General features: G+C 68.1%; 11 protein-coding genes. 5 read left to right on the top strand and 6 right to left on the bottom strand.

Annotation, left to right across the window (positions count from 1 at the left end; genetic code table 11):
- Nucleotides 1-4: 4 nt before the first annotated feature.
- The 4 genes from ACWAUG_RS01860 to ACWAUG_RS01845 are packed head-to-tail and all read left to right on the top strand — an operon-like array spanning nt 5 to nt 6,603.
- Entirely contained in the window at nt 5-1,453 is a 1,449-nt protein-coding gene (locus ACWAUG_RS01860; protein WP_460800807.1) for a DUF3375 domain-containing protein, read from the top strand.
- A complete protein-coding gene (locus ACWAUG_RS01855) occupies nt 1,450-2,145 on the top strand; it encodes a DUF4194 domain-containing protein (protein ID WP_460800805.1) in 696 nt (231 codons plus the stop codon). The genes ACWAUG_RS01860 and ACWAUG_RS01855 overlap by 4 nt, the downstream gene beginning before the upstream one ends.
- Nucleotides 2,132-5,455: an ATP-binding protein gene (locus tag ACWAUG_RS01850; RefSeq protein ID WP_460800804.1), complete on the top strand. Its 3,324-nt coding sequence runs from the start codon at nt 2,132-2,134 to the stop codon at nt 5,453-5,455. The genes ACWAUG_RS01855 and ACWAUG_RS01850 overlap by 14 nt, the downstream gene beginning before the upstream one ends.
- Nucleotides 5,455-6,603, top strand: coding sequence for a Wadjet anti-phage system protein JetD domain-containing protein (locus ACWAUG_RS01845; RefSeq protein WP_460800802.1), 1,149 nt, complete (start codon nt 5,455-5,457; stop codon nt 6,601-6,603). The genes ACWAUG_RS01850 and ACWAUG_RS01845 overlap by 1 nt, the downstream gene beginning before the upstream one ends.
- A 10-nt stretch (nt 6,604-6,613) precedes the next feature.
- Here the strand turns inward: ACWAUG_RS01845 and ACWAUG_RS01840 are convergent, their stop codons facing one another.
- From ACWAUG_RS01840 to ACWAUG_RS01815, 6 genes are read right to left on the bottom strand one after another with little or no spacing between them, the layout of a single operon-like run.
- Entirely contained in the window at nt 6,614-6,847 is a 234-nt protein-coding gene (locus ACWAUG_RS01840; RefSeq protein WP_460800801.1) for a helix-turn-helix domain-containing protein, read from the bottom strand.
- Complete coding sequence (locus ACWAUG_RS01835) at nt 6,844-7,596, bottom strand: hypothetical protein (RefSeq protein ID WP_460800799.1); 753 nt, start codon at nt 7,594-7,596, stop codon at nt 6,844-6,846. The genes ACWAUG_RS01840 and ACWAUG_RS01835 overlap by 4 nt, the downstream gene beginning before the upstream one ends.
- A complete protein-coding gene (locus tag ACWAUG_RS01830; RefSeq protein ID WP_460800797.1) occupies nt 7,596-8,240 on the bottom strand; it encodes a hypothetical protein in 645 nt (214 codons plus the stop codon). Before ACWAUG_RS01830 ends, ACWAUG_RS01835 begins: the two co-directional genes overlap by 1 nt.
- Nucleotides 8,240-8,986, bottom strand: coding sequence for a hypothetical protein (locus tag ACWAUG_RS01825; protein ID WP_460800795.1), 747 nt, complete (start codon nt 8,984-8,986; stop codon nt 8,240-8,242). The genes ACWAUG_RS01830 and ACWAUG_RS01825 overlap by 1 nt, the downstream gene beginning before the upstream one ends.
- A complete protein-coding gene (locus ACWAUG_RS01820) occupies nt 8,986-9,597 on the bottom strand; it encodes a hypothetical protein (protein WP_460800794.1) in 612 nt (203 codons plus the stop codon). Before ACWAUG_RS01820 ends, ACWAUG_RS01825 begins: the two co-directional genes overlap by 1 nt.
- On the bottom strand, nt 9,597-10,304 hold the full coding sequence (locus tag ACWAUG_RS01815; protein WP_460800792.1) for a hypothetical protein: 708 nt from the start codon (nt 10,302-10,304) through the stop codon (nt 9,597-9,599). The genes ACWAUG_RS01820 and ACWAUG_RS01815 overlap by 1 nt, the downstream gene beginning before the upstream one ends.
- A 217-nt stretch (nt 10,305-10,521) precedes the next feature.
- On the opposite strand from ACWAUG_RS01815, the gene ACWAUG_RS01810 reads away from it, so the two are divergent.
- Nucleotides 10,522-13,047, top strand: coding sequence for an ATP-dependent Clp protease ATP-binding subunit (locus tag ACWAUG_RS01810; RefSeq protein WP_460800791.1), 2,526 nt, complete (start codon nt 10,522-10,524; stop codon nt 13,045-13,047).
- Nucleotides 13,048-13,097 lie beyond the last annotated feature (50 nt).

Raw genomic sequence — 13,097 nt, 5'->3', positions numbered from 1 at the left:
AGAGATGACCGCACTGTCGCAGGCGCATGCGCTGACACGACTGCTCGATGAGCACGTCGCGTGGCGGATGCTGCGCGCCGACAGCGCGCCGATCATGGTCGCGGTCCTCGCCGCCCACCTCGGCGGGGAGGAGCGGCGCATCGAGAGCGAAGACCTCTACGAGCGCATCGACGCCGACCTCGACGAGCTACGCGCGCACGGGTTCGAGGTGTCGGGCACGGGGAAGGCCTACTGTGCGCAGTGGCGCACGGCCGGATATCTCGTGCGTCGCCCTGCCGAGACGAGCCGGGGCGAGACCTTCGAGCTCTCGCCCGAGGCTCTGTCCGCCACCCGCTTCCTCGATCAGCTCGCGCAGCCGCGGCAGTCCGCGACCGAGTCGCGACTGGCGAGCATCGCCGCTCAATTGCATCGACTCGCCGTCGACTCCGATCCGGATGCCCGCACGCGCATCGCCCGCCTCGAGGAGCAGCGTGCGCAGATCGACGCCGAGATCGAGGCGATCAACCGTGGAGAGGCGCCCCCGCTCGATCAGGACCGCGCCGTTGAGCGCGTGCGGGATGTCCTCGCCATGGCAGAGGACATCCCCAGCGACTTCGCACGGGTTCGCTCCGAGTTCGAGAACCTGAACCGCGACCTGCGTGCCCGCGTGCTCGAGTCGGATGCCGCGCAGCGTGCAGTGCTCGACGACATCTTCCGCGGCGTGAACATGATCGACGAGTCCGACGCCGGGCGCAGCTTCACCGGGTTCGCGGGGCTTGTGCTCGACCCGGAGCGCGGCCAGGAGTTCGAAGACGACATCCGCCGCGTGCTCGACCGCGACTTCACGAACGCCCTGACCCCCGCCGAGCGGCGCTTCCTGCGCAGGCTGCTCAGAGTGTTGAAGGAGCGCAGCGGCGAGATCCATGATGTCATCACGACTTTCGCCCGTGGTCTGCGACGCTACGTGCAGTCGCAGGAGTACGAGCGCGATCGTGTGCTGCGCCGGGAGCTGCGCGATGCGCTCGCGGCCGGCCATGCGGCGAGCACGCTGATCAAGCCGTACAAGCCCACCGGTGTGAGTCTCTCGCTGTCCGCCGTGCCGATGCGCAGTGCCGGCGCGCTGCGGCTGCACGACCCTGCTGCATACGATGCCCCGGAGACCGTGGTGACGCACGAGGCCGCGGAAGTGAGCATCGAAGAACTGCGTGCATTGGCGCGCGAGACCGAGATCGACTTCGACGAGCTCACCGGGAACATCAACGCGGTGCTGGCGGATGTCGAGGCCGTCACCATCGCCGAGGTGCTGGAGCGCTTCCCTGCGACGCAGGGCGTCGCCAGCATTGTCGGGCTCCTCGCTCTCGGAGCCGCCCAGGGCACCGAGAGCGAGGCGGAGCGCGTCGCATGGGTTGGGGCGGATGCCGTGGCCAGGGCCGCGCGGATCCCGGGCTACCGATTCACCGGGAGGGTGCTGTGACAGAGAAGGATGAGAGACAGGAGAGCGCGGTGCCGGAGGAGCAGTCGGCGGAAGCCGCGATCTGGCCGGGCGACACCGGAGCGCTGAGCATCGATGCGCGCCGCGCCCTGCTCAAGCTCATCCAGGGGCCGTACCTCTCCGCCCAGCGCGCGACGGGGCCCTGGTCGGCGTTGCTCGCCGACGAGTCCCGCATCCGCTCCCGGTTGCATGAGCTGTTCCTCGACCTGGTCCTCGACCGCGACGCCGGGTTCGCCTTCGTGCGTAACGCCGTCACCGGCGAACAGGATGCTCCGGTCGCTGTCCGATCCGAACAGCTGACCTTCATCGACACGGCGATGCTGCTCGTGCTGCGGCAGATGCTGCTCAGCGGCGAGCAGGACGGGCGCGTGATCGTGGGGCGGGACGATGTCTTCGAGCAGCTCGCGCCGCTGCGGACAGCGGACCGTGATGAGACCGACTTCGCCAAGCGGCTCAACGCGTCGTGGCTGAAGATGCGCAACAAGCTCCGGGTGGTGCATGCGCTCTCGGACGAGCGCGTGGAGATCTCACCGGTGCTGAGGATGCTCGTCGACGCCGACCAGGTGCGCACCATCGCCGCCGAGTACGAGCGGATCCGATCCGGGGAAGGCGGCGCATCCTCCGCACCGGACACGGCCGCAGCGGACGAGGAGGTCGAGGATGACGTTGCTTGATCTCGCACTCGAGCAGACGGAGACGGACGACCTGCACCGCGGACAGTGGCGCCTCGCACGCATCGAGGTGGTCAACTGGGGCACCTTCGACGGCGCCCACCGCATCGAGGTGTCGCGCAAGGGGCACCTGATCACGGGTGCATCTGGATCGGGCAAATCCTCGTTGCTCGACGCGATCGCCGCTGTGCTCACCCCCGAGAAGTGGTTGCGCTTCAACGCGGCCGCTCAGGATGCATCATCGCGAGCCGATGACCGAGGGCTCGTCAGCTACGTGCGCGGCGCGTGGAAGAAGGAGGCGGACGAGCTCGAGGATCGTGCCGTCAGCACCTATCTGCGTCCCCGGGCGACGTGGAGTGGCGTCCTGCTCCGCTTCGAGAACGAGAACGATGCGCCGGTGACTCTCGTGCGGCTGTTCCATATGCCGGGCACTTCCACCGCGCGAGCCGACCTCAAGGACGCCTTCGTCCTGCTGCGCACCGAGGTCGCGCTCACCGAGCTCGCCCCGTTCGTCGCCAAGGGCATCGAAGCGCGCCGGCTCAAGGTCGCATTGCCCGACGGCGTCGTGTCGACGGGCAGCCACGGCGGGTTCTTCACCCGGATGCGGCGCATCTTCGGGATCGGCAGCGACAACGCCCTGCACCTGCTGCACAAGACGCAGTCGGCGAAGAACCTCGGCAATCTCGACACGCTGTTCCGGGCGTTCATGCTCGACCGCCCCCGCACGTTCGACCAGGCTCGCAACGCCACGGAGCAGTTCCGCGAGCTCAACGCCGCGCATGAGCACGTGGTCGAGCTGCGCCGCCAGGCAGAGCACCTCGAACGCATCGAGGCCGCGACCGAGGAGTACGAGCGCCAGTCGCAGGCGGTGGCCGAACTGCAGCACCTCATAGACCTCCAGGAGCCGTTCCAGAACCAGTTGCACCTGCGATTGGCGCAGGCTCAGCGTGAGGACCAGACGGCCGAGCTCGCGAGGGCGCAGGAACGCGCGACCGCTGCGGACGCCGCACGCGAGGAGACCGACCGGGTGCTCAGCGAGGCGCGCATGCGCGAAGCGCAGCTCGGCGGTGTCGACGCCGGCCTCGTGCGCCGCGGCATCGACGACGCGCGTCGAGAGGTCGCCCGCATCCGGGAACACATGGATCGCTTCGCCGCCGAACTGCGCGCGGCAGGAATCGAGAACCTCCCGACGGACGCTGCGGAGTTCGCCGCCCTGCAGGAGTCCGCCCGCGCGCACCTCGCCGCGGAACGGGACGCCGCGGACACGCATTCCGTGCACGAGCGGCACGCTGTGGCGCGCCGTCGGCTGGAGGAGCTCGACGAGCGGTTGGAGTCGTTGAAGAGGCGCCGCAGTAACCTCGAACCGCGCCTGCTCGCGGTACGGGAGTGGTTGGCCGGCGAGCTCGGTGTCAGCGAGAAGGATCTTCCCTTCGGTGGCGAGCTGCTCGACGTGATCCCCGAATACGAGAAGTGGACCGGTGCGATCGAGCGGGTGCTGCGTCCGCTCTCATCCGCGCTTCTGGTGCGCGACGTCGACCTCGTCCGTGTGCGCCGCCTCATCGAGAAGCGCTCGCTGGGCACCCGTCTGGTTATCGAATCGGTGCCGACGGACGCCGCCGCGCCGCGGCCGGCGAGGGCGCGCGACTCGTTGCTGCACCGCATCCGCGTCGCCGAGGGGCCGTTCCAGACCTGGATGCAGTCGCGGCTCTCCGAGTCGTTCGACCTCTCCTGCGTCGCCGGTCCGGACGACCTCGACGACGTCGAACGCGGCGTGACCATCGGCGGTCAGATCAAGACATCCGCCCGTCGCTACGAGAAGAACGATCGTTTCGCGATCGATGCCAGGGAGCATTGGGTCCTCGGATCCGACAACCAGGCGAAGATCGACCACCTGCTGGTGCTCCGTGCTGACGCGCAGCGCGTGCTCGACAGGGTAAGCGCAGAACGCGACGAGGTGCTGGCGACGGACCGTGCCGAGTCGGCTAGGCGCGCGCTGCTCGAGCGCGTGCTCGGCCATACCTGGGGCGAGTTCGACGCGACGGCGGCGCAGGCCACGGTCGTGGTTCGCGAGGCGGAGCTCGCGCGTCTCAGCGCGCGCAGCGGCGATCTCGAACAAGCGTCGCTCGCGGTCGAGGAGGCCGAGCAGCGACGGAAGGACGCGGGTCAGGCGGCGGATGTGGCGAACGCCGCCCGGGCTATCGCGAAGGATGCGCTGGAAGCATCCCATGCTCTCATCGCGATGCTGGTCGGACGGCTCGACGGTGTCTCCGTTTCGGAGGCGGACGCCGCCCTGCTCGACGCCCGCTACCGGTCGGTGCAGAGGCGCATCGACACATCGAACATCGGCGAGATCGGTCTGAAGGTCTCCAAGGCGCTCTCTACCGCGGCGCAGCAGGCCGACGAGGCGCGGTCGCGGTCGATGCGGTCGTTCAGCCGGTTGGTGGACGACTTCCAGCGCGAGTGGAAGGCGGCAGCGGCGAACCTCACCTCGGACGTCGAGGACCGCGCGGGATACCGCGCGTTGCTGGAAGGCATCCGGACCAGAGGCCTCCCCACGCACGAGGAGAACTTCCGCCGGTTGCTGCGAGAGAAGTCGCGGGATCTGATCGGTCACCTGCTCAGCGAGATCCGCGATGCGCCGAAGCAGATCGAGGAGCGCATCGAGCCGGTGAACGCATCGCTGGGACGGTCGCTATTCGATGCTGACCGGTTCCTGAGGATCCGGGTGCGGACGAAGCGCTCGCCCGACGCCGCCGACTTCATGACCGAGCTGAAGAGCATCGTCGACGGCTCGCTGGATCAGAACGACCTGCGCGCCGAACAGAGGTTCGCCGCGCTGAAGCGCATCATGGACCGGCTCGAGGCGGCGGAGAACGGCGATCGAGCCGAACAGGCGTGGCGTCAGCGCTGCCTCGATACGCGCGAGCACGTCGCGTTCCAGGCGCAGGAGGTCGACCGGGCGGGGCGAGTGCTCAGCGTGCACGACTCGAGTGCCGGCCTGTCGGGAGGCCAGCGCCAGAAGCTCGTAATTTTCTGCTTGGCGGCCGCGCTGCGCTACCAGCTGACCGACGACGATCAGGACATCCCGGGCTACGGCACGATCGTGCTGGACGAGGCGTTCGACAAGGCCGACAGCCAGTACACGCGCATGGCCATGGACGTCTTCCGCGAGTTCGGGTTCCACATGATCCTCGCTACGCCGCAGAAGCTTCTGCAGACGATCGAGAGCTACGTCGGTGCGGTCACCTCGGTGTCGAACCCGACACGCAGGCAGTCGCTGCTGTCCAACGTGCCGTTCGAGGAGGTGGGCTGATGCCGGTCGGTCTCGCTGAGGCGCGCGCAAAGGCAGCGAAGGTCGTCGCGCGCGACAGCCGGGAATGGGCAGCGCGTGCCGACAGCGATAACGCCGTGCTCAGCATCCCGTTGAAGCCGCCGACGGAGGCTGCGGTGCTCGCCGACCCACGGGCGGCGAGCGACTGGGCGGACGCGTGGCGGAGCGCGGACGGCGACGGCGTGCACGTGGAACGCGTGCTGCGGAACTGGCCCAGCGCCGGCCGTCAGGAGCTTCCCGAGCGTCTGGTGCTGCAGACGGCCGATGTCATCGCACGATTCGCGGGACGCGATGTGCACCGCGACTGGGTGCGGCTTCGCGATCGTGCAGCGACGCTGCGCGGGAGATTCGGCGACGGCGAGGAGTTCGTCGCGATGCTCCAGCGCCGCGGGGGAGCGATCTCCCGACTGGCGGATACCGATTTCGGGCTCCTGCTCGATGTGCTCGGCTGGCTGCTGCTGCATCCTGCCTCGGGGTACCGTCTGCGCCAGGTGCCGATCCCGGGCATGCATACCAAGTGGCTCGGTGCGCACCGGGCGCTGGTCGAATCACTGTTCGCTTCGATCAGCGGCGAGCAGGACCTCGGCCTGGTTCCGTCGCCGGCGACCTTGCGGGTCCGCATCCTCGACCCCGCGCTGCGCCCCGGCGGGCTCACCGATGTCAGTGCGCCGGTCGACGAACTCGCGATGCTGACGTTCCAGCCGCGCGCGGTCATCGTCTGCGAGAACCTCGAATCGGTGCTCGCCCTGCCCGACTGGCCGGGCGTCGTCGCGGTTCATGGCGGTGGGTATGCGGTTCCCCTGAGCCGGTTGCCGTGGGCGTTGGCGGCGCGGGTCGTGTACTGGGGAGACCTCGACGCCGACGGCTTCGCGATCCTGCACCGACTGCGATCGCACGGTGTGGATGCCGTCAGCGTTCTCATGGGGGAGGACGCGCTCCTCGCGTATCGGGATCTCTGGGTGCCGGACCCGAACGGTGTGGCCACGCGGATGCTGCCGACGCTCACCGCGCAGGAGCAGGCTGCGCTCGATCGGATCGCCGCGGAGGGCGGCGTTCGTCTCGAGCAGGAGCGTCTGCCCTGGCCGATGGCGCTGGACGCGCTGCGGGAGGCGGTCGAGCTCGCCGGTTAGTGCACCGTGCTCAGGAGTCGGCGAGAACGAGCAGCTCGCCGACCTCGCACTCCAGGGCGTCGCAGATCGCGCGCAGGGTCGTGTAGCGGATGGCCCGCGCCCGGTCGTTCTTCAGCACCGACAGATTGACGATGCTCACCCCGACCCGGGCGCTCAGCTCGGTCAGCGTCATCCCGCGCTCCGCGAGCAGCTCATCGAGACGACAGTGGATGCCGGTGGGCTCATCGTCGTTCGGGGGAGTCATACGAGTCCCTCCGTGTCGCGCGCGAGCCGTTCATTCTCCGCCTGCAGCACCATGCCCTGGCGGAAGACCGCCGCAAGCGCAGCCAGCGCCAGCGCGATGAGGAACGGCGCCCAGGACACCGTCAGGACGTACGACTGCGGATACCACTCGCTCTCGGGCGGGAAGACCTGGCGCAGTGCCGTCGTCGCCGTGATGCCGCCGACGAGATCGGATGCCACGCCGACGACGGCGACCGCGCCGGCGCCCCAGAAGAGCGTGCGGGGGACGATGTGCGTGAAGGCCGCGCCCCGAAGGGTCTGCCAGCAGATGACCGCGACCATCAGTGCGGGGATCAGCGTATAGACGAGGCCCACGAGGGTGGGCAACGCAGCGGCGAATCGCATCGACAGCGGGGCGTTGTAGACCGTGAAATCACTGAGCCCGGTGCCGCTGCAGCCCAGTGAAGGCGCTGACGCGACTTCGCCGTCCGAGCACGGGAGATCGTCCGGCCAGGGGAGCCAGACGTTGGTCTGTCCGGAGAGCTCTGCGAACCCAGCGGTGAAGACCTTCACGATGAGGACGACGAGTCCGAGTGCGGACAGCGAGATCCACATTCCAGAGATGCTCATCGCCGCGTTCAGCGCGGCTGATTCGCCGGGGCGGCGGCGCCGGCGGGCGAGGATCACGACGGCGATGAGCGCGGCGATCGCCGCGAGCGTCCCCAGAATCCAGCCGAGTGTCGGCCAGAGCGGTCCGGTGTACGAGATCATCAGACGAGTCCCTCCGTGTCGTTCTGCATCCGTTCGGCCCGCGACCAGAGCACGGCGACGAGCGCGAGCACGACGGCGATCCCCAGGTACGGCCAGCCCATATCCTGCAGCAGGTCGAAGCCGGCGGGAACGACCCAGGGGTCGCGCATGGGGTCCGTCACATCGTCACCGCTGGTCGGGAGCCGGAGCGCTGCGGTGGCCTCCGCGACCGCCAGGGTCTCGAAGAGCGGCCGGATGACGGCCGTCACGAGGCTCATCACCGCCACGGACGCCAGTGCGACGCGTCCGGCGGGCCCGAAGGGGCGTGCGGTGCTCATCCGCAGGGCGAGCACGATCACGCCGATCGCTGCGGCGATGTAGACGAGGAAGGGAAGGGCGGTGGCGATGGCGCTGAGAATGCGGGCCGCCGTCAGCGGAGCATCCGACTCGATCGCGACGTCTCCCCAGAACTGCTGCGTGTCTCCCGGCATCGCGATGGCGGGAAAGTCCGGGGCGGCGTAGTCGACGCTGAACGCGAATGGCCGTGTGAACGTCCACTCCACGAACCAGATCGCGAGGCCTGCGGCGATGGCGATCGTGAGGGATGCTGCGACGATCAGCGCGCGCAGCGCACCGCGTCCGAGAGCGGGTCGGGTGGTGGACATCAGACGAGACCTTCCGTTTCGCGCTGCAGGCGCTGGCCTGCGCGCAGAAGTGCGGCGAAGACGAACAGTGCGATGGCGACGCCGATCGGCCAGCCGTCGAAAGGAACGAGGACCGTCGGCTCGGGGAGCACATCGCTGATGGATGTTTCTCGAGGAGCGTCCTCCCAGGAGGCGGTGCTGATACCGAAAGCCTCGTACGACGCCATCGATCCAGCGATGCCGCGAAGCACCGGTCCGGTGAATCCGAGGCCGAGCACCGAGGATGCTGCTGCCGTGGTCGTGCGGATCAGCACCGCGGAGAACGGGGCATCCGTGTTCAGTCGGTGGCAGGCGAAGGCCACAAGAAGTGCGATCACCGCGGGCAGCAAGGCTGTCAAGAACTGCCCGATCGCCCAGAGCAGGCGTGTTCGCATCGCGAGCCCGCTCAAGGCGGCGGTGACATGCGCAACGCTGGTCGAATCGATCGTGGCATCCGTCTGAGCCTCCACCCCGGGGAGGGGGAGAGGCCAGGCGTTCATGAACGGAACGCTCATCGTGACCGACGGGACGGTGAGGTCGACGATCAATCCGATCACTGCCGACAGTGCGAGCACTGCCGTCGCTGCCCACGCCAATCGGCCCGTCACCCGGATGACATGGGTTCGGTCGCGGATCACGCCCCGACCGAGCCGCCAGACGAATGCTGCGATCGCGATGATGATGAGCAGGACGACCGTTGACGCGCCCGCATTGAAGAGGCTCCCCATCAGACGAGACCTTCCGTTTCGCGCTGCAGGGCCGTTCCGCGGCGGAACGGGATGACGACCACGCCGACGGCGATCGCAGCGATGAACAGCGGCACCGCCTCGAGGATCAGCCCCGGAGACCCGTCGAAGTCTCCGCCGAGAGCCGCGAAGACGCCGTTGAGACCCATATTTCGGAAGAACGCCTCGCCGAGACCGGCGACGAGCAAGGCGATCGACAGGGTGAAAAGCAGGCGCGTGTTGACGACGTCGAACACGATGCCCTGAAGCAGTCGGCGGCAGACGATCACCCCGGTGACGGCCGCGAGGATGAGACCCAGCATTCCGGCCACCGTCGCCATCACGAGGAACACGATCGCCACGACACTGACGCCCGGGGCGATGACGGTTCCCGAAGAGACGATGGCCGGCGCCCCGTCTCCGATGCTCGCGGTGATCTGCTGGTCGGGAAGCGGAACCCGCACCGTCACGGCTCCCGGGTTGGAGAACATCTCGGCGATGCCGCCGATGCCGCGGTAGAGGACGTACCCGACGGCCAGAGCGCCGACTCCGATGCCGGTCAGGAGATCTTCGCGGTCGCGGCGAGCCTGTGCGCGCGCGTCTTTCATTCCCATCAGACGAGTCCCTTCGTGTCGTGCTGCATGCGGGTGCCGATCTGGAAGGCTCCGGCGACGAGACCGATGGCGAGCGCCCAGCCGAACGGGGCGGGGTCGACCTGCACGGAGAACAGCGCGAAGGGCATGTCTGCCGCTTGGTCGATGAACATGTTCGCCTCGGCGCGGGCGATTGCGGCGGCCAGCTGGGAGAAGACGCCGCAGACCATGACGGCGCCGGCCACGATAACGAGCGCGACCGGGAATCTCTTCGCGAAGGGGCGTCCCTGCAGCATCCCGATGGCGAGCCAGAGAGCCGCGGCCGAGACGATGACCGTGAGCAGGATCGGCAGCAAGTCGGCGGTGAGCTGCCAGCCGATGACGGATGCCGGGGCATCCGTCATCGTCACGTCGACGTAACGCGAGACGGCCTCGTCGATGCGGGGGAAAGCCTCGAGTGCTTCGTCGGGAGCGGGCTCATTGCGCTCCATGCCGGTGATGGTGGTGGGGCCCGGAGTGAGCGCCGAGATCACCGTTCCGATGCCGGAGGCGAGGGAGAGGATGCCGACGAGAACAGCGCCGCCGGCGACGAAGGCCGTACCGAAGCGGTCGGAACGATGAACGCCCGGCACCTCTTTCGGTGCGCGGCGCAGCAGCACCGCCGTCGTCGTGACTGCGGCGAGCAGCCCGACGGCGAGCGCCGCCACGAATGAGACGAGTTCCAGCATCCGTTCCTCCATCTTTATCGATAATCGTTGTTATCGATGTTCGTTAACATAACGACTCTCGATAAGGTCGTCAACCTCTTCGCCGTTTCGCGGGCCGGATGCCGGTGGGTATGCCCACGGCGAACACGGGCATACCCGCCCCGCGCGGTCGTTACTCTCGATGTATCGCCGCTTGGACCCTCGTGTACGCGGGGACCTGCGAATAAGGAGTCACAGCATGTTCGAGAGATTCACGGACCGAGCCCGTCGAGTGGTCGTCCTCGCCCAAGAAGAGGCGAAGATGCTCAACCACAACTACATCGGAACCGAGCACATCCTGCTCGGTCTCATCCACGAGGGCGAGGGCGTCGCCGCCAAGGCCCTCGAGAGCCTCGGCATCTCGCTCGACGCCGTGCGCGAGCAGGTGCAGGACATCATCGGCCAGGGTCAGCAGCAGCCGACCGGCCACATCCCCTTCACGCCGCGCGCCAAGAAGGTGCTCGAGCTGAGCCTGCGCGAAGCGCTGCAGCTCGGCCACAACTACATCGGAACCGAGCACATCCTGCTCGGTCTCATCCGCGAGGGCGAGGGCGTCGCCGCCCAGGTTCTCGTCAAGCTCGGCGCCGACCTGAACAAGGTGCGCCAGCAGGTCATCCAGCTGCTCTCGGGCGCTCCGGGCCGCGAGCCCGCCGCCGTCGGCGCGCAGACCAACGACTCCCCGGCCGGCACGCAGGGCGGCTCCGCCGTGCTCGACCAGTTCGGCCGCAACCTCACCCAGGCCGCGCGCGACAACAAGCTCGACCCGGTCATCGGCCGTGAGAAGGAGGCCGAGCGGGTCATGCAGATCCTCTCGCGCCGCTCCAAGAACAACCCCGTCCTCATCGGCGAGCCCGGCGTCGGCAAGACCGCCGTCGTCGAGGGCCTCGCCCAGGCGATCGTCAAGGGCGACGTGCCCGAGACCCTCAAGGACAAGCAGCTCTACTCGCTCGACCTCGGATCGCTCATCGCGGGCTCTCGCTACCGCGGAGACTTCGAAGAGCGCCTGAAGAAGGTCACCAAGGAGATCCGCACCCGCGGCGACATCATCGTCTTCATCGACGAGATCCACACCCTCGTGGGTGCGGGCGCCGCCGAAGGCGCGATCGACGCGGCCAGCATCCTCAAGCCCTTGCTCGCCCGCGGTGAGCTGCAGACGATCGGTGCCACGACGCTCGACGAGTACCGCAAGCACTTCGAGAAGGATGCTGCGCTCGAGCGCCGCTTCCAGCCGGTGCAGGTCAACGAGCCCACGCTCCCGCACGCCATCAACATCCTGAAGGGCCTGCGCGACCGCTACGAGGCGCACCACAAGGTGCAGATCACCGACGGCGCCATCGTCGCCGCGGCGAACCTCGCCGACCGCTACGTCTCCGACCGGTTCCTGCCCGACAAGGCCATCGACCTGATCGACGAGGCCGGTGCGCGCCTGCGCCTGAGCATCCTCTCCAGCCCGCCCGAGCTGCGCGAATTCGACGAGAAGATCGCCGCCGTCCGCGAGCAGAAGGAACAAGCATCCGAGGAGCAGGACTTCGAGAAGGCCGCATCGCTGCGCGACGAGGAGAAGAGCCTCCTCGCCGAGCGCCTGCGCCTCGAGAAGCAGTGGCGCGCCGGTGACGTGGCCACGGCCGCCGTCGTCGACGAGGGCCTGATCGCCGAGGTGCTCGCGCAGTCCACCGGCATCCCCGTCTTCAAGCTCACCGAAGAGGAGTCCTCGCGCCTCGTCTTCATGGAGAAGGCGCTGCACCAGCGCGTGATCGGGCAGGAAGAGGCCGTCGCGGCGCTCTCCCGCACGATCCGCCGCCAGCGCGCCGGCCTCAAGGATCCGAAGCGCCCCTCGGGCTCGTTCATCTTCGCCGGCCCCACCGGCGTCGGAAAGACCGAGCTCGCCAAGGCCCTCGCCGAGTTCCTGTTCGACGATGAAGACGCGCTCATCTCGCTCGACATGAGCGAGTTCGGTGAGAAGCACACCGTCTCGCGCCTGTTCGGAGCCCCTCCCGGATTCGTCGGATTCGAAGAGGGCGGCCAGCTCACCGAGAAGGTGCGCCGCAAGCCGTTCTCCGTCGTGCTGTTCGACGAGATCGAGAAGGCCCACCCCGACATCTTCAACTCGCTGCTGCAGATCCTCGAAGAAGGACGCCTGACCGACGGTCAGGGACGCATCGTCGACTTCAAGAACACGGTCATCATCATGACGACCAACCTCGGATCCTCGGCGATCGCCGGTGGCCCCGTGGGCTTCCAGATCGAGGGCAACGCGCAGACCAGCTACGAGCGGATGAAGGGCAAGGTCGACGAAGAGCTCAAGCGCCACTTCAAGCCCGAGTTCCTCAACCGTGTCGACGACGTCATCGTCTTCCCGCAGCTGGCGAAGAAGGAGCTCATCCAGATCGTCGACCTGTTCGTGAAGCGCCTCGGCGACCGTCTGCTCGACCGCGACATGACCGTCGAGCTCACGCAGGACGCCAAGGAGCGTCTCATCGAGGTCGGCTTCGACCCGGCCCTCGGCGCCCGCCCGCTGCGCCGCGCCATGCAGCGCGAGATCGAGGACCACCTGTCCGAGAAGATCCTGCACGGCGAGCTCAACAGCGGCGACCACATCACGGTCGACGTCGCCGAGGGCAAGTTCACGTTCGCGATGAAGGCCCGCGGTGAGAAGGTCGCGGTCGGCGTCAACACGACGCCGGCGATCTCCGCCACGCCGGACCTCGCGGCCTCGGGCGAGTAACCCGATACGACGAATGGGCGGATGCTTCGGCATCCGCCCATTCGTCGTTC

It is taken from the genome of Microbacterium sp. GXF6406 (assembly GCF_054798215.1).
This window is presented reverse-complemented; position numbering and strand designations above follow the sequence as displayed.